At 40.7% G+C, this 16,865-nt stretch carries 16 protein-coding genes; 13 read left to right on the forward strand and 3 right to left on the reverse strand.

Annotated features, from left to right (window positions below; genetic code table 11):
* The coding region (locus tag ACCM36_RS11230; RefSeq protein ID WP_370573855.1) for a thioredoxin domain-containing protein at window positions 1-2,090 on the reverse strand (2,090 nt) is incomplete at its 3' end.
* Window positions 2,091-2,371: 281 nt separating this feature from the next.
* Here ACCM36_RS11230 and ACCM36_RS11235 point away from each other — a divergent pair.
* Window positions 2,372-2,497 carry a hypothetical protein gene (locus tag ACCM36_RS11235; protein WP_370573856.1) on the forward strand — a complete coding sequence of 42 codons (126 nt, stop codon included), beginning with the start codon at window positions 2,372-2,374 and terminating at the stop codon, window positions 2,495-2,497.
* Window positions 2,498-2,726: 229 nt separating this feature from the next.
* Here the strand turns inward: ACCM36_RS11235 and ACCM36_RS11240 are convergent, their stop codons facing one another.
* Window positions 2,727-3,218 (reverse strand): rubrerythrin family protein, encoded by a 492-nt coding sequence (locus ACCM36_RS11240; RefSeq protein ID WP_370573857.1) that lies wholly within the window; start codon window positions 3,216-3,218, stop codon window positions 2,727-2,729.
* Between the two features lie 1,034 nt (window positions 3,219-4,252).
* Between ACCM36_RS11240 and ACCM36_RS11245 the strand changes: the two genes are divergently transcribed.
* The 7 genes from ACCM36_RS11245 (at window position 4,253) to ACCM36_RS11275 (ending at window position 9,966) form a co-directional block, all read left to right on the forward strand.
* Complete coding sequence (locus ACCM36_RS11245) at window positions 4,253-4,780, forward strand: hypothetical protein (RefSeq protein WP_370573858.1); 528 nt, start codon at window positions 4,253-4,255, stop codon at window positions 4,778-4,780.
* A gap of 64 nt (window positions 4,781-4,844) precedes the next feature.
* A complete protein-coding gene (locus tag ACCM36_RS11250; RefSeq protein WP_370573859.1) occupies window positions 4,845-4,967 on the forward strand; it encodes a hypothetical protein in 123 nt (40 codons plus the stop codon).
* A gap of 277 nt (window positions 4,968-5,244) precedes the next feature.
* Complete coding sequence (locus tag ACCM36_RS11255) at window positions 5,245-5,805, forward strand: hypothetical protein (protein WP_370573860.1); 561 nt, start codon at window positions 5,245-5,247, stop codon at window positions 5,803-5,805.
* Window positions 5,806-6,136: 331 nt separating this feature from the next.
* Window positions 6,137-6,367, forward strand: coding sequence for a ferrous iron transport protein A (locus ACCM36_RS11260; protein ID WP_370573861.1), 231 nt, complete (start codon window positions 6,137-6,139; stop codon window positions 6,365-6,367).
* A 217-nt stretch (window positions 6,368-6,584) separates the two neighbouring features.
* Entirely contained in the window at window positions 6,585-7,793 is a 1,209-nt protein-coding gene (gene pncB / locus ACCM36_RS11265) for a nicotinate phosphoribosyltransferase (RefSeq protein WP_370573862.1), read from the forward strand.
* A gap of 197 nt (window positions 7,794-7,990) precedes the next feature.
* Complete coding sequence (locus tag ACCM36_RS11270; protein WP_370573863.1) at window positions 7,991-8,509, forward strand: NYN domain-containing protein; 519 nt, start codon at window positions 7,991-7,993, stop codon at window positions 8,507-8,509.
* Between the two features lie 416 nt (window positions 8,510-8,925).
* Window positions 8,926-9,966 (forward strand): hypothetical protein, encoded by a 1,041-nt coding sequence (locus ACCM36_RS11275; RefSeq protein WP_370573864.1) that lies wholly within the window; start codon window positions 8,926-8,928, stop codon window positions 9,964-9,966.
* Between the two features lie 25 nt (window positions 9,967-9,991).
* Here the strand turns inward: ACCM36_RS11275 and ACCM36_RS11280 are convergent, their stop codons facing one another.
* Window positions 9,992-12,010: a PAS domain-containing sensor histidine kinase gene (locus tag ACCM36_RS11280; RefSeq protein WP_370573865.1), complete on the reverse strand. Its 2,019-nt coding sequence runs from the start codon at window positions 12,008-12,010 to the stop codon at window positions 9,992-9,994.
* 226 nt (window positions 12,011-12,236) lie between these two features.
* Here ACCM36_RS11280 and ACCM36_RS11285 point away from each other — a divergent pair, with 226 nt between their 5' ends.
* The 5 genes from ACCM36_RS11285 (at window position 12,237) to ACCM36_RS11305 (ending at window position 16,580) form a co-directional block, all read left to right on the forward strand.
* A complete protein-coding gene (locus ACCM36_RS11285; RefSeq protein ID WP_370573866.1) occupies window positions 12,237-12,740 on the forward strand; it encodes a hypothetical protein in 504 nt (167 codons plus the stop codon).
* A gap of 24 nt (window positions 12,741-12,764) precedes the next feature.
* A complete protein-coding gene (glgP, locus tag ACCM36_RS11290) occupies window positions 12,765-14,477 on the forward strand; it encodes an alpha-glucan family phosphorylase (RefSeq protein ID WP_370573867.1) in 1,713 nt (570 codons plus the stop codon).
* 186 nt (window positions 14,478-14,663) lie between these two features.
* The gene (locus tag ACCM36_RS11295) at window positions 14,664-15,245 is read left to right on the forward strand and encodes a diacylglycerol/polyprenol kinase family protein (RefSeq protein WP_370573868.1); all 582 of its coding nucleotides are present in this window, start codon (window positions 14,664-14,666) and stop codon (window positions 15,243-15,245) included.
* Between the two features lie 392 nt (window positions 15,246-15,637).
* Window positions 15,638-15,814 carry a hypothetical protein gene (locus tag ACCM36_RS11300; RefSeq protein ID WP_370573869.1) on the forward strand — a complete coding sequence of 59 codons (177 nt, stop codon included), beginning with the start codon at window positions 15,638-15,640 and terminating at the stop codon, window positions 15,812-15,814.
* 337 nt (window positions 15,815-16,151) lie between these two features.
* A complete protein-coding gene (locus ACCM36_RS11305; RefSeq protein ID WP_370573885.1) occupies window positions 16,152-16,580 on the forward strand; it encodes a hypothetical protein in 429 nt (142 codons plus the stop codon).
* Window positions 16,581-16,865: the final 285 nt, after the last annotated feature.

The raw sequence follows: 16,865 nt of genomic DNA on the forward strand, positions 1-16,865 counted from the left end.
GTTGTTGACATATTACAACTGAAACTCTGGCAAACGTAGGCTGTGGCTCTCCCATCTGTTACTGACATGTCTTTGGTATATGGAGCAATTTCCGCCACGCTATCATTCTCCTTCAACAGCAATACCATATTGGGAAGGAATGATCTGTCTATGAGGGCTAACATCTCTTTGGTATCCTGGTCTTCCCTGTTCCCTGCAATGACCACTTCGTAAGAGGGTCCAAGGGCAAAATCAAGAGCATGCAGGAATTGGGAATATGCCATAGGCATCGCGTCCACCTGACCTGAGAATGCTTTCATTGATGCATAGGCTTTTTCTTCAAGGTCTGTATTGCCCGTTATCCTGGCAAGCTTTAGAAGGTTCAGCACACTCACGGAGTTCCCGGAAGGGATTGCTCCGTCATATATTTCCTTGTTCCGGAACAGCAGATCTTCTGAGCCTTTTGCCGTATGGAAAAATCCTCCCTCATTATCCATAAAATCCTGCATCTGCAGAGAATTAAGCCCCAGGGCCTGTTCAAGATATTCTTTTTCCATGGTAGCCTGATATAATTCTATGAGACCCCAGATCAAGAAGGCATAGTCTTCCAGGAAACCAGTGATAGAGGCTTCACCATCCCGGTAACGATGCAGCAGCCTGCCATCATGGAATGACATTTCCTGAAGGATGAAGTTTACAGCCCGGGATGCAGCTTGTGCATATTCCTGTCTGGCAAAAACTCTGGAAGCCTTGCTCAGGGCAGCTATCATCAGACCGTTCCAGTCTGTCAATACTTTGTCATCCTTGGCAGGATGAACTCTTTTTTCCCTTCTGGCAAAAAGCATTTTTCTTGACAACTCAAGCTTTGTCTTCAATTCAGTTAAGGAAAGTCCAAGTTCATGTGCTATTTCTTGTATTGGTCTTGCCAGATGCAGTATATTCTGCCTGGTGACAATACCCGATATTTCCTCGTTATAATTCCCTTCGGCAGATACTCCATATACTTTACATATCAGATCCGCTTCTTCTGCGGGAAGGATTTCATATATTTCTTCCTCTTTCCAGAGATAGAACTTACCTTCCACCCCTTCGCTATCTGCATCCTCCGCACAGTAGAAGGCTCCTTCTGCAGAGCACATATCTCTACGGACATAATCTATTACTTCTTCTGCTGTCTGTCTGTACTGTTCGATGCCTGTTGCCTGGAAAGCTTCGGTGTATGCTATGATTAGCATTGCCTGATCGTAGAGCATCTTCTCAAAATGAGGTACCAGCCACTTACTGTCTGTAGAATAGCGGTGAAAACCAGATCCAACATGATCATATATGCCTCCCATGTGCATGGCATCCAGGGTTTTTGTCACCATTTGCAATGCTTCTATGTTTCCGGTACGGTACCAGTATCTAATAAGAAAGGTAAGGTTATGGGGAGTAGGGAATTTCGGAGCCCTGCCAAAGCCTCCTTCCTGACGGTCAAATGCGGAAAGCAATTGTGAGTAGCTGGTGTGCAGGGTCTTTTCGTTCAGTTCGGTGCCGGTACCTTGAGCAGAACCCTGTGAAACTTCAGGAGAGATGGCAGCTTTCAGTTGTCTGGCGCTCTGCAGTATATCTTCCTGCTGTTGTGCCCATAAGTTTGCTATATGGGGGATGATGTCGAGCATTCCGGCACTCCCGAATCTGCCTTGCTTTGGAATATACGTTGCTGCAAAGAACGGCTCTCTGGAAGGGGTCATAAATATTGTGAGTGGCCAGCCTCCACGTCCTGTAATAGCCTGGCAGACAGCCATATAGACGCTGTCTATATCCGGCCTCTCTTCCCGATCAACTTTAATGCAGATGAAGGTCTTATTCATGAGCCTGGCCACATCAGGGTCTTCAAAGGATTCTTTTTCCATTACATGGCACCAGTGACAGGTTGAGTAGCCTATGGAAAGGAAGATAGGCTTATTCTCAGCTCTTGACCTTTCGAAAGCTACTTCCCCCCAAGGGTACCATTTCACAGGATTGTATGCATGTTGAAGCAGGTATGGGCTTTTTTCATTGATCAGAAAATTGGGTTCTTTGGATCTTTTATCAGAACTTTCATCCCCATTATCCGTAGTATCGCTCATTGGTCTTCTGTCCCCCATCATTTAAAAAAGATCAGAATGTTCTTTTATGCTAATACACTATTTGTTGCTTATCGTTTATTTCTGTTTACCAAGTATACCTCATTATAATGTTGAGTATTATACACAAAAATATGGATATATTTATGTAGTTTTATCGGAGAAGGGGGTATCGTCCTTTCACAAAAAGGACTACGAAAAACTGGGACTCCAAATTCCTGGTCATTGTCTGCTATGATAATGTGTTCACTACCTATAACCAAAAAAAGAGGGGAGGCAATTATATGGAATTTGTAGCTGTAACCTGTCAAAAATGTGGTAAAAAGATGTATGTTAAGCGTAATTGTGTTCGCAATGTGATGTACTGCACTATTCACTGCCTTGAATCAGGCGGTCCATCAAAGAATTGAGTGCTCATTTTGAGCAGTTGACAAATAACTTCAATTCAGATAATTGGCAAAATTCCAGAACATCTGCGGAAGGTCGGGTATACGGTCCGGACAACTCAAAATATACTCCGTTCAAGGAGATGCAGTATGAAAAAAAAGTTTATCGAGAGTTTTTTATCTGAGGACCCTCGATAAGTGCTGTTGCCCTCCAGAAGCAATGTAGGAAGCAATGTAGTTTTAATCCATACTGTTAGTCAATTTTCTCGAATTTATATGCAGGTGCCCCACAGATCGGGCAGTTTCCTTCAGGTTTGCCTTCGTGAGTATGTCCGCAAACGCTGCATACGTAGTAATCAACCTCTTCGTTCTTTCCGATCTCAGACAGTGCTTTTTCAAATAGTCCGGCATGGATCCTTTCCACTTTATTTGCTACTTCAAAACTCCAGAGAGCCCTGTTATCTCCTTCAGTCTTTGCTTCCTCTATGAATTTTGGGTACATATCCTCAAATTCGTATGTCTCACCGTTTATTGCTTCTTTCAAATTGTCCATTGTAGTTCCAATCCCACCCATACGCTGCAGGTGGTTCAATGCATGGACAGTTTCCGCAGCAGCAGCTGCTCTGAATAGTTTAGCTATCTGAGGATATCCTTCATCATCTGCTTTTTTTGCAAAGGCTAGGTATGTCCTGTTTGCCATTGATTCGCCGGTAAATGCTGCTTTAAGATTATCTTTTGAACTCATGTACCTCTCCCCTTGTTTTAAAATATTTTTTACTTTACTTGTAGTCATATACTATTTTAAGTCCATAATGTCAAACGTCAAACTATGGAAAATTAAGGAAAACCAAAACGCATTTATGAAACACCATTTACTTAAAGTCAGTACCCGGAATTACTGAGAACAAATGAAAACTGGTTAGTCACAATTGCGAATTGATATAGGTTTTTACTCAATTCTATTATTAAAATGTATTCCATATGGCAAAATTACATTGAACTCGAAAAAGAATATCGTTATTATAATTGTAATAATACGTAACGACCTTAATACATTCTTTAGATGTTGAAAATATCGATCATTACAACTGCCTGTATATGTGAAGTACGGACATCATTGCATGGAGATTTATGTCGCTGTGTATAAAAATGAAAACAAAAAGATAGGAGGAAGAGATTATGTGAACGAGGGTATTATAATAACTATCAAATCACTCCATGATAAGTGAAAAGAGAATAGTATGCAAGCATTGCTATGGTCATTGTTATCAGCGTTATAACGATCTGCGTCATTTCTGTTTCGTGTCCTTGTGCATTTATCATGGTTTATCATTACATATACTGAATTGATGCTATATATATTTACCGCATCTATCACGATTAATAATTTTCAATACTACTCGCTTATATACCATGAAACCTGCATGCATTTATGCTGCCATGTAGAATATAATTTTTATTGAAGAACAGAGACATTTGACGAGCTGCCCTTCTGCGCTACACTTATAACAACAGCCTTTTTTAAGGAACTGGAGCATTGATGTGCTCTGTGGGGTGCGTCCGCGTTTGAATAATGAGGTTTGGATCTACGATTGTTATTTTAGGTTGCTGGGTACTTGTCAGAGTGGATTTCTTCGAACCTCGCCTTATTCTTGAACGAGAAGGCACTTTAGTATATCTGACACTGTGATATCGGAAGTCATGTACCCACACACATTGAGAGTACTTTAATAGCTAGTGAATAACTTACTGATAATGAGTACATTTCTGGTGATAAATATGAACTATAAACTAACTCTGACATTATTTTTAGCAGCAATAGTTTTGATCGGGTTGCCCATGGCGGAAGCAAGACTCACCTATTTTGGAGCTTTCAAGGAGAAATATAATACTGTTAGCACAAAGCTCGATTCATGTAACACCTGTCATACTTCCGGGGGAGGATCTCCAAGAAATCCTTACGGTATAGCATATGCAATAAGCGGAAGAGACTTTACATCAATAGAAACCTTTGACTCGGATAATGATGGCTTTACCAATATCGAAGAGATTAATGCTCTGACTTTTCCGGGAGACGCCAATGACTATCCACAAACTACTTCTGTAACTTCGACTGGAACGACTGCTAACTTAACTCAGCAACAACAGACTAGTGAAGTTATGATCAGCAATGGAACTGAGGAAAAGCCAACTTCTCAAGTGCCAACAAGTAATGCGACCAATTTACAGAAGGCTCCGGGATTCGAAGCTATCCTTACAGTTATAGGATTCTTAATGCTTGTAGGTCTAAAGAGAGAATATGTCTAAAAATTCAAGATAAGATGGTCGGGTTAGTGACGGGCTGCCTTTCTGCTCGTTGCTCACCCTTGCCTTGCAATGCTCGAACCTCGGCCCGACATTGCTAATTACGGGGATGGGGTATGATGCCGGAGTCTATGGAGTATTGGCCGAAGATCTTTTAGAAGCCTATCTTAAAGACGCTGCAGAAAGTTGATGAAACGGTATGATTTGACCGAATGATGGAATTCTGTTTTGATGTTGCATACAAGTGGATCAGATCCTCGACTTATCTTACTTCTTTGGTATTCGTGTTTCTTTTTCATTTTGGGCTACATCATCATTATGAGTATCAACATGCATAAGATATTCATAAAGTTTAAATCTACAAGAATCTGATTCCTGTTTGTCTAAAAACAAAAAAGATGCAACTTCAGAAGAGCAAAGAATGTTTTGTAAGTTAGATAAAAAGATGGAGTACGAGGGTGATCAAAATGAGAATGTTAATTGCATTACTGGTCCTGATTGCGTTCAGTACAGGTGCTCAGGCTTGCTGGCCTCCGGTGAATATTGTTGACAACTCTACTAATGAGGTTGAACCTGTCAAGGTAGCAGAACCCGTTGAGGAGACTCAGGATACTACAGATGAAGAGGATGAAGAGGATGGATCCAACAACTCAAATGATGTTGAAGAAACAGAAGTGGTAGCACCTATTGTAGACTCTGCTGATGAGTACATCACTGAGGAAGCCGAAGTTGTGGAGGTACCAGATGCTGAGAGCGCGATTCCCCGGTCAAGTGGATATGGAGAAGCCCATGTAATAGAGCTTGATACAACCGAGAGTGTCCAGGAACAGGATTCAGTGTCTCATCCGGTCGAAACCAAGCCTGTAATGCTCGTATCAATAATCACAGGTACCACAGTAGAACAGAAGGAGACATCAAATGTCACAGCAGTGGACACTGCTAATAACAAAGGGTCATATGTATCAGCAGGAATTACACTGGCACTGATCGTTCTGATAGTAGTTTCTATCTACTATATCAGAAAGTAAATATGACCTAAAACAGGTACCTGATAGAGGGGGATAGGTACCGGCTCCGTTTTTAATTTTAGCTAAAATCCATTTCAGAAGCATCCTTTAATCAGTGAGGGAATATATTTACCTAATATTAGTTTTGTTATATTATTAGTCACCCCTACAGATTGTAGTGGAGACAAGCTTATATACTAGCATGCCCTAGATAGAACCGTCTAATCATATTAGTTATGACTAATATGCATGGAGTGACAAAACATTCGAATCCTTGGGTTCGGATGTGAAATGTCTAAAAGAACTGCAGTTGACAGAAAAACTAAAAAAGATTGTCGCAGAGGTATGAATTATGGCCCCACCTATTCCCCTTGCAATGGTTTCCGAAGGTACTGAGACCAAAGTTGCTGGGATCAATGCAAGTAGATCACTTGCAGAGCGCCTGAAAGCTATGGGTTTCATTGAGAACTGCCCTCTAAAAGTGACCAGGGATCACATGGGTTCTCTTATTGTCGAAATAAGCGGTTGTAAATATGCGCTGGGTAAAGGTATGGCTTCAAAGATACTTGTGAGACCGGAATAATCTACCTGGTCTTTTACTTTTCTTGATGTTTTTAAAAGTTTTTTGAATCCTGAATACCTCATTTTTCTTTCAGGTCATCTATCATACATTGTCAATTATTTTAAGCGCGAGCCAATATCAGAGTTATCTTTCAACATGATACGGAGCGCACATAATCGACAGGCACATAAGGTATAAAGTACAGGCATATATCCACAAATATGTAGGAAGATCAGGTGTGATTCAATCTATACTGGACAATGACCTGTACAAGCTAAGCATGCAGATGGCTGTACTGGAGCTGTTCCCTGAGGCACATGTCGAATATCGTTTCATCAACAGGGGTGGGCAGCGTTTTAATGAGAAGTTTGTAAAAGATCTAAGGAACATTTTGGATGTTCACTTTCCAAAGATCACGCTGACCGAAGAGGAGTGCAGCTGGTTGAAAGCTGTCTGTCCTTTCTTTAAACCTATGTACCTGGAATATCTGAAGAACTATCATTTTGATCCGGGTGAGGTGAATGTGGGGCTTACAGAGGACAACGACCTTGATCTAAGGATAAAAGGTCCCTGGCACAGTGCCATTCTCTGGGAAGTGGTGCTCATGGCTACTGTCTCGGAGCTATATTTCAGTACAGTGGAAAAAACCTGGAAAGAGAAGTCATTCTCCGATGGTTCGGGAGAGGAAATTCTCCTTAAGCATTACGTAGAGAAGATCCATTCCATCGGCAAAGAACTTCATGGTCATGGTTGCCTGTTCACAGAGTTCGGAACCCGTAGGCGACGAAGCTTCCGATTGCAAGAGAAGGTTGTCGAGGTTTTGTGCGATCTGCCATGCTTTACAGGGACAAGCAATGTGTATCTTGCGCGAAAATATGGAATAAAGCCTGTAGGTACCATCGGACATGAATGGATCATGGGTAATTCCGCCCTGATGAGTCTGCGCAGGGCTAATTATTTTGCATTTGATAACTGGGCAAAGGTCTATGCAGGCAACCTGGGCATAGCTCTTTCGGATACATTCGGCACCGATGCCTTTTTTGCAGACTTTGACCTTTGGCTTTCCAAGCTATATGATGGTGTGAGGCATGACAGTGGTGACCCCTTTGGTTTCACTGATAAGGTGATCGAGCATTATATCTCGATGGGAATAGACCCTATGAAAAAAGTACTGGTTTTCAGTGATTCTCTGCATGCTGCAGATGCAATCAGGCTTAAAGAACATTGTGAAGGCAGGATCAACTGTAGTTTTGGCATTGGCACAAGCCTGACCAATAATCAGGACTTTTTCCGGACAAGTCCTCCTCTTAATATTGTGATCAAAATGCACAGTATCAATGATATTCCTGTAGTAAAACTAAGCGATTCCTGTGAGAAGGAAACGGGGGACAGAGATGCTCTAAGGGTGGCTAATTATGTATTTGGCAGGAAAGGGCTGGATGAATGAAAATCTGTATGTTCATCATTTGTTATTCAATAGGGCAGAACCTTACTACGAAAGTCTGGAAGAGAATATTGATGTGAGACAGAAAAGAATATGATAGAGATGGTCCTATAACTCCCCCTCTACGTCTACTGAATTAAAAATACAAAATTGGACTAAAAATAGTTTGAATATTTTTTAAAAAGTAACAGGTGAATTAAATGGGCTCAGGCGATCAGGATAATCAAGAACATATGTTCACAAGTCAAAGATTGGCCGTATTTGCAGATGTACAGAATATGTTCTATTCGGCCAGAAATTACTACTATGCTAAATTAGATTTCGGAAAATTATTAAGTGCTGTGGTGAGGGAAAGACAACTCATCCGCGCAATAGCTTATGTTGTGGAAACAAAGGAAATAGACCAGTCTGGTTTTAAGTCGGTAATAGAATACATTGGATGGGAGGTAAAGACAAAACAATTAAAATCGAGGCCTGACGGCTCAACTAAAGGAGATTGGGACATGGGTATAGCCATTGATGCGATTTCCATATCCACTAAAGTTGATACCATAGTGCTGGTAACAGGTGATGGGGATTTCACCGCTCTTGTCAACCATCTCAAGGCTTCGGGCGTACGTGTGGAAGTGCATGCTTTCCCGAAGAACACTGCCACAGAGCTCATTGAAGCTGCTACGGCCTATTATCCTATAGATGAACGATTATTGCTCAAAAAATGATTCCTTGAGCTAACTTTTTTGCGCTGTCTGACAGAAATAAAAATACTGACTGGTACATCAATTGCAAAATTCAACTCAGTTTCTTTTAAGGACATTACAACAGAAACTGAAACTTTTCGATTCCCATAGTGAAAAATCGAGACTATTTTCATTGATTCAATTGGATTTGCCAATAACTATTGTAGTTACTATGATCCATTTCGAAAATTTAAAAAGAATAAAACAGTTAACTCCCGCTTTTTCATTAACACAAGTGCCAGATCAATTATTGCGGTCTACCGGAAGAGCCACAGTTGACAATTCCAGAATCCAGGTGTTTCCATCTAAGATCTAACACGAATTGTAGGCAATCTTCAAATAATTGGAGCTTTAGATTACTAAAGCACTAAAAGTTCAACATCAATATGGGGGATTTCATGAATAAAGCATTATTCACACTATTTTTAGTACTCAGCCTGTTCATTGCAGGATGTACTGAGAAGCCAACAGAAAAACCGGGTATCACAGATGAAGCCACAATCATCCATCTTACTTACGGTGGGTTCGTAATGCAGAACATGGCTATTCAGGAGCTCATGATAAATGCTAGTGCTGTGACCCTCAGTTATTATAACCCGGACCATGAGTTAACCCAAAGGTTCATCAAGCCACTAAATGCAAGTACACGTGCAGATCTACTGCAACTTTTCAGAGACAATGGTTTTCTGGAAATGAATGATACATATGTGCCTCAGGAAGGTCAGCCTGTAGTTACAGATGTTGGAATCGTGGAGATCAGCCTGCAGCAGGCAGGTTCTAACAAGACAGTTAAAGTGGATCCATATTCACAGGAATACATGCCAGAGGATCTGAAGGAGATAGATCAGGCATTGATTAACCTAAGACAGTATTCACTCACCATATCTGCGACAGAGGCTGAGACTATTGCACAGGACTGGATCAAAAATGCACCCACTTACAAGTATGATGGTTCCAGCCTGACTTTGGTGAATCATTTTATCATGGAATCTTTCCCGGAACAGCATAGTCTGACTTACAGTTTCATGAGTGATCATGCAGGTTATGGGAATCGTTCTGATCAGATGACAGCCGAAGTGCTAACCAATCACACAGTAAACATTAGAATGTTCCAAGGGCTTGTCACATCAGCGATCATTGATGATGTATGGGATGAAATGAACCAACAGATGATACAAGATGATCGCATAATACTGGAATACCGGAATATGCTCTGCAATGAGACACCCTGGATGGAATGGTACGCAGAAGGTAACATACAGTTCTTCAAAGAACCAACAGTATCCGAACTCATTATTGCATATTACAGCAATGTTTATGGCATTGATGTCACAGACATAACATGGAACATAATGGATCCTGAAAACTGTTCCTATAGTCTGAAGGTCATACCAAGTGATGTACAGGTTATGAAAGATATGGGATGGCAGAATACATGATCTGTCCTCTCTTTTTTAAAATCGGTTATATTTCCGAACAGAAAAAGTCAGGATCCTGCTGCTGAACTTTTATACTTTCCTCTGTTCCCGAACATGGCGTGGTTCTTTTCTCTTTTAAGGGCAGAGCTAAAGTAAAAGTACTGCCCTTCCCAGACTCACTTTCCACATAGATAGTTCCCCCATGCAGTTCAGCAAGTTCTTTTGCTAATGCAAGCCCAAGCCCAGTGCCTTCGTATTGTCTTGCACAGGACGAATCAAGCTGAGTGAAAGGTTTGAAGAGTTTTATCAGATCATTAGCAGGGATGCCGATGCCCGTATCTGTTACAGATATATACACCATTTCATCATCTTCGCTTGTTCCAATGGTCACAGAACCGCCAATCTCCGTGAATTTAATGGCATTACCAATGAGATTATATAATATTTGCCTTAATTTTGCCTTGTCCGCTTGCACTGCCCCGAACTTTGAAGAGGTCCGAAGTTTCAGCACTATCTCTTTACTTGCTGCAAGATGCTGCATGGCAGAGATCATTTCATCCACAATATCTTTTACATATATCTTCTCTTTATATAACTGCATTTTACCGGACTCAACTTTTGAGATGTCAAGAATATTATTAATTATGTTTAGCAGGTGTTTTCCACTGTTGAATATGTTTTTCAGATATTTTGCCTGTTTATCATTGATCTGACCAAAATATCCTTCGGAAAGTACCTCTGAGAAACCTATGATCGAGTTAAGTGGTGTTCTTAACTCATGGCTCATAGTGGCAAGGAATTCGCTCTTTGTACGATTGGAGTTCTCTGCAGCAATTTTAGCTTTCAGGAGATCTTCTTCGGTTCTTTTGCGTTCGGTAGTATCAGTACAGAAACCTATGAACCTGTCTTCGGACAGTTTCACAGCTTCAACTATCATATAATATCTGCTTCCATCTTTCTTAAGGAAACAGAATTCTCCGGTTGATCTGCCTGTATTCAGAAGCTGTTCAAATGAACTAATGGCAGATTCTTGCGATTCCTGAGCATATAGTTCCAGACGTCTCATGTTCAACAGTTCATTTTTAGAGTATCCGGTCGTTGCACATGCAGCAGGATTGACATCAATGTATCTGCCTGCAGCATCTGCCACAAAAATAAGTTGAGGGGAGTTATCAATATAGGCACGATATTTCTTTTCGCTTTCCTGCAGTACTTGTTCTGATATTTTCTGTTCGTGGATATCTATTGCTATTTCAAATCTCACCATTCGTCCATCAGGCCACTTTATAGCTTTATCTATACAGCGATACCATCGATTATCGATGTTATTCTGGAATTCCCAGATATGCGTTTGGCCCAGATTCTCTCCAAAGATCAGATCGTTAGTGCAAAACGAGCAAGGCTCATAAAGGTTCTGAAATGCTGAATAGCATTTTTTCCCCAAAATTTCATTTCCATACTTTTTTTTCAGAGGTGAATTCACAAACAGTATCTCGTAAGTCACCGGATCACAAACATAAGCTGGCTGATCAAAGGCTTCCAGGATTGACAGAAGCTGGCCATGTGTTTTTTCACGTTCCTCATCTGCCTGTTTTCTGGAAGTAATGTCCCGACTGACACCCAGGATCCCTACTAGAATGCCAGTTGATGTGTAAAGGGGCGTTTTGAATGTTTCAAAAAGAACATACTGCCCACTGGAGTCAACTACCCATTCTTCACCCTTCCAATGACTATTTTCTTCAATGGTCTTTTGATCTTTCGCACGGAAATGATCAGCAAGTTCATTTCCGAAAAGGTCATTATCGGTTTTTCCTACGATCTCTTCTTTTGGGAGACCAACGAATTTTGAAAAGGCAGGATTGCACTCAAGATACTTACCTCGTATGTCCTTGCAAAAGATCAGATCAGAAGCAGATCTTAGTAATTCATTAAGAAGTATAGTACTCTCAAATATTTCAGATTCAGTCCGTTGCTTGAACGAATTGGTTTCAAACTCGTTAAGCCGTGTTTTTAATTCCTGTACTTCCTTTAGGAGCTGCTCTCTTGATTTTCCTTCGTCGCTCATTTTTTAGCCTCATGAAGGTGGCCAATGAATTGCTAATATCGATTGTCCGACTAAATCTATATATAAGTTGAAATATATAAAATCATCTTATATCTGTATAAGAATACTAAACTGTAAACCTTGAAATAATATCTTAAACTAAGTTACATGATAGAGAGGAAAATCAGTGCTATTTTATCCCGTCCGGAGTCTGAAAACATATATGATTGATGATCCCATGGAACGGATGAGGATAAAGCATCATCCGGTACTCGTGGAAAAAAGGAATATTGGAAGTCTGTGTTCAACCAATGTGAAACATGATCACTTTTTTGTCAGCAAAGATCTTCAAATGAGTGCTCTATTTTATATACATCCGGCACTTAGCGGAAAGAATAAAGAAGGAAAAGTTATTATTGATACATTCGGCAACACCCTTCAGCATGTTCTGCAAGAAGATGTGATTAGGATTATTCCTGAATTCAGTGTTTTTGTCAGGCAAGATATTAATAGAGGATTAAAAATAAAACTGCAAATCAAGAAACCGGCAAAAAGTGATAACTATAATATGTTTATCAGCAAGGTCAGAGCTGGCGATGGTATAATCGGTGGCACTATCCTTGCATGGACCAAAAAATCCCGGTATTCTGACCAATGCAAAATTACTACAACTCCTGCTTCATTCATAAACTCTGGCGAGTTGTGCCGGGGAAAGAGGGAGAGGGTCTGCGTTCAAAGTTGGTTTACTTAATATTGATACAATAACGAGGATAATATGCAGCAATTTACAAATGAACAAAGATCAATCGCCTATTTCTCTATGGAGATAGGAATTGATGAAAAAATCCATACTTACAGCGGTGGCTTGGGGATATTGGCAGGCGACACGATCCGCTCATCGGCTGACCTAAAGGTGCCAATGGTTGCGGTAACTCTTCTGTATCGCAAGGGATACTTCCGTCAAAAGATCGAGGCAGATGGATGGCAGCGGGAAGAACCAGCAGCATGGAACGTAGAAGATCTTCTGGAAGAAATGCCACAGAGAACTATTGTTATGGTGGAAGGAAGAACTATCCATTTAAGGGCCTGGAAATATGAGGTCAAAGGTGTTAGCGGTTCCACAGTGCCTATCTATTTCCTTGACGCAGATATGCCTGAAAATTACGAATGGGATAAAACTTTGACACATCATCTGTACGGTGGGGATGAACACTACAGACTCTGTCAGGAAGTTATCCTTGGCATTGGAGGTATCAGAATGCTCCGGGCCCTTGGTCATCAAAATATCCGGAGTTTCCACATGAACGAGGGGCATGCAGCGCTTCTTACACTCGAGCTACTGGATGAACACGCAAAAAAAGATGGCAGAGGCTATTTAATTGAAGATGATCGTAAAGCTGTGAGGAGAAGATGCGTATTCACGACCCATACCCTTGTTCCTGCAGGACACGATAAATTTTCCGTCGATATGGCACGAAAGGTGTTAGGACAAAGAGAGGATTTCTTTGCTTTGGAAGGGGTCCTTCATAAAGTTGATTCGCTCAACATGACTCGTCTGGCCCTTAACCTGAGCCGCTATGTTAATGGAGTAGCTAAAAAGCATGGGGAAGCGACGCGACTTATCTTCACCGGTTATTCTATTAATTCTATTACTAATGGAGTTCATGCTGCTACCTGGGTATCAGAACCTTTCCAAGAACTTTTTGATAAATATATCCCTATATGGAAACAGGATAATTTCAGCCTGCGCTATGCACTAAGTATTCCAAAACAGGAGATATGGGATGCTCATATGCAGGCTAAAAAGAAATTGATAGATTTTATCAACAAGGAAACAGGTGTTCGCATGGATGAGAACATACTGACAATAGGCTTTGCACGACGGGCTGCGACATATAAAAGAGCTGATCTGCTGTTCCAGGACCTGGAAAGACTAAAAAGGATATCTTTACAAGTAGGAAAGATCCAGGTCATATATGCCGGCAAGGCGCATCCTCGGGACTATGAGGCCAAGAAACTTATCCAGCGTATATTCCAGGCCAAGCAAATTCTAAATGGTGATATTAAGGTAGTGTATCTTGAAGATTATAACATGACCATGGGTGCAATGATAACAGCCGGAGTAGATATCTGGCTGAACACGCCAGAACCCCCCCTGGAAGCCTCTGGAACAAGCGGGATGAAAGCAGCTTTAAATGGCGTTCCAAACCTGAGTATACTGGACGGATGGTGGATCGAAGGACATATAGAAGGGGTTACAGGTTGGTCTATTGGTGAGGCTGTCATTGGAAACGGGGAAAATCGTAATCATTCCCTTGATGCTACTTCTCTGTACGATAAACTGGAAAAGATAATCGTTCCTCTTTTCTATGAGAACAGAGAGCAATTCATTAGCATGATGACACATTCAATTGCCATCAACGGTTCATTCTTCAATACACATAGAATGATGCAGGAGTATGTGCTAAATGCATACTTCTCATGCTGAGGAGAACTGAAGAGTTAAACAAAGATTATAGTGCAGGAAAAGGCAGATGATTTACTCATGGAGTCATCTGTCCTGAATGCAAATTACAATTCCGTTTTTATCTTTTGCATTTCAGCCACACAAACTACTGAGCTTTATTCTGAATCCCACAAACCTTTATCTGTTTTCTATCCCTTCCAATATTAAATGGCATCATCCATTCTTATCAGAGAACTCCTGCGCAAGAGCATCCATGTTACATCTTTTATTATCGTACTAGTCTATGTTTACCTGGGAAAGCAGATAGTACTGGATATGCTCATTGTATATCTTGCGTTCATTTTGTTGATCGAACACTTCCGTCTTAGTCATGGTACCAAAATTCCATTGCTGGATTTTTTGTACAGGGATAAAGAAAGGTCATGCGTAGGAGGGCATGTTTTTTTTGTCTTAGGTTCTGTCGTTGCTATCGGAGTGTATAGCAAGGAGGTGGCGATTGCTTCAATACTTATGGTCACCCTTGGAGATATGGTAGCTTCTCTTGTAGGTATAACCGCAGGCAAAACTCCTATAAAAGGGACTAACAAGTCTCTGGAGGGCAGTGCTGCCGAATTCTTTACAAATCTTGTCATCGGTAGTGTGTTATTAGAAAGTTATCCTGTAGCTTTTGTCATGGCTGCCATTGCTACATTAGCTGAAACCTGGTTATCAGGGATCGATGACAACTTATCTATACCCGTATTCGCAGGTTTTAGTGCAGAACTTATGCTGCTGCTAATTTCAATGTGAGGATGTTCTATAACAGAAAAGGAGAAGTTGGTTACGATCTATCCTGTAAAAACAGATTTTGTTTAGTTCTCTGGGTATTAAGAATTATTCACATATATGGGTTCTTAAGTGTTTGTTGAAGGAGGTACTGCTCAGGATAAATTGTAACTCAACTTAATTTGATCAAGTACCGCATTGGATATAAATGTTGCGTTAATGCTTAGTATTGTTAGTCATATAAGTAATATATTTGTCACGGAATTTTTGATGCTCAAGTTCAGTAGTCTCTTCCTAAATCAAGTTTACTTTAGTTTCACACAAGTTGCTTTTTTAGAAAGTTATAAATAGTGCCGTCGCCTACTCTAATTATACAACATAATCCAACGAACTGAATAAAGAACAGAGGCTGTAAAATGACACCATGGGAATATGAGATCAGGTCAGTAAGGTTTGGAGACTGGGATCAGACAAAAGAAGATCTCAACAGAATGGGCATTGATGGCTGGGAACTGGTCAAGTTCTCGGATCATATCGATGAAAACATCAGAATGGCATATTTCAAGAGATCCCTTGATGGCCTTGAGATGTGAGATGTCCTCTTTTAATTACTTGTTCATATTGCTTTTTCTTTCCTTTTCATGCTTTATTCTGCTTTCAACTTCTCTACACAAAATATAATGGCAACAGAATAAAGCACATGCTAAATGATCTATATGATTCTTTCGCAGGGCTCGTAGAACAGAGAAGATCCGGAAGTATCGGAGTTCTCTGCAATTGTGTTACCGATGGCAGCAATGCCAAGTCTTGCTCTGTGTTCGGACATAGGACAGAGTAACATTGATCGCTCCTTAAATCTTCTAGTAATTAATGTATTTAAATAATATAAAGTAGGTAACTGAGTTCTGCCTAAATAAAAAGTTGGACGATATGATGAAGAACAGTGCAGCAATGCAAAATAATATACATGTTCCCCAAGGTTTCAGTTCCTCTACAATAAAGATCTATTTCTGGCTGGGGATCATGTCAGCTTTAGCCCTGAGACTTATCCTAATAGCAGATCATTATAGTGTAACGCTGGGAAAGGCCATGTTCTATCTGGGTGTAGTAGGATACATGATCTTTTTCGCACATAGATATAGAGTCGCCATAAGGAGAGTCACAGTGCTTGAAGACCTGAAGTTGCTGGAAAAACTCGAACATGGCAAGCAGTTCAGTGAAAAAGACATCGAAGGGCTGTACTACATTATATGGAGTCTTTCAGTTTCAAAAGAAAGGATCAATTATCTTATCATTTTTACCTTTTCGGTACTTTCAATAGCCATTTCCCTGCTACTTGACCTTGGGATAGTCGGATGAATTGACGATAAGAATTGCCAGCTAAGGGCACGTGCTGGCAATCCCTCGGATTAATGAGAGGTATTTTTATCCATGAAATATGTATAGTGCATTTGTTCTGGCATTGCTTCCCAGCAAGGGTAGTCTACAAATACCTTGAGAGACCTTGTCATCTGGCAACGTTAATGTTCAGTGCTGACATGAATCGGATTGGATAGCAACTGTCATGAACAATATTATGATAACAGGATCATCAGGCCAAGGGTCTGAAAAATCATTACACGTTTTACGCTGACAGGTGACAAT

The sequence above is a fragment of the Methanomethylovorans sp. genome (assembly GCF_041305605.1).
GTDB lineage: Archaea > Halobacteriota > Methanosarcinia > Methanosarcinales > Methanosarcinaceae > Methanomethylovorans.

Excerpts from the sequence above, each read along its gene's own strand:
- ACCM36_RS11275 (WP_370573864.1), top strand. The coding sequence starts at position 8,926 with ATGAATAAAGCATTATTCACACTATTTTTAGTACTCAGCCTGTTCATT.
- ACCM36_RS11285 (WP_370573866.1), top strand. The coding sequence starts at position 12,237 with ATGAGGATAAAGCATCATCCGGTACTCGTGGAAAAAAGGAATATTGGA.
- glgP (WP_370573867.1), top strand. The coding sequence starts at position 12,765 with ATGCAGCAATTTACAAATGAACAAAGATCAATCGCCTATTTCTCTATG.
- ACCM36_RS11235 (WP_370573856.1), top strand. The coding sequence starts at position 2,372 with ATGGAATTTGTAGCTGTAACCTGTCAAAAATGTGGTAAAAAGATGTAT.
- ACCM36_RS11240 (WP_370573857.1), bottom strand. The coding sequence starts at position 3,218 with ATGAGTTCAAAAGATAATCTTAAAGCAGCATTTACCGGCGAATCAATG.
- ACCM36_RS11300 (WP_370573869.1), top strand. The coding sequence starts at position 15,638 with ATGACACCATGGGAATATGAGATCAGGTCAGTAAGGTTTGGAGACTGG.
- ACCM36_RS11305 (WP_370573885.1), top strand. The coding sequence starts at position 16,152 with ATGATGAAGAACAGTGCAGCAATGCAAAATAATATACATGTTCCCCAA.
- ACCM36_RS11270 (WP_370573863.1), top strand. The coding sequence starts at position 7,991 with ATGGGCTCAGGCGATCAGGATAATCAAGAACATATGTTCACAAGTCAA.
- ACCM36_RS11245 (WP_370573858.1), top strand. The coding sequence starts at position 4,253 with ATGAACTATAAACTAACTCTGACATTATTTTTAGCAGCAATAGTTTTG.
- ACCM36_RS11295 (WP_370573868.1), top strand. The coding sequence starts at position 14,664 with ATGGCATCATCCATTCTTATCAGAGAACTCCTGCGCAAGAGCATCCAT.
- ACCM36_RS11260 (WP_370573861.1), top strand. The coding sequence starts at position 6,137 with ATGGCCCCACCTATTCCCCTTGCAATGGTTTCCGAAGGTACTGAGACC.
- ACCM36_RS11255 (WP_370573860.1), top strand. The coding sequence starts at position 5,245 with ATGAGAATGTTAATTGCATTACTGGTCCTGATTGCGTTCAGTACAGGT.
- ACCM36_RS11280 (WP_370573865.1), bottom strand. The coding sequence starts at position 12,010 with ATGAGCGACGAAGGAAAATCAAGAGAGCAGCTCCTAAAGGAAGTACAG.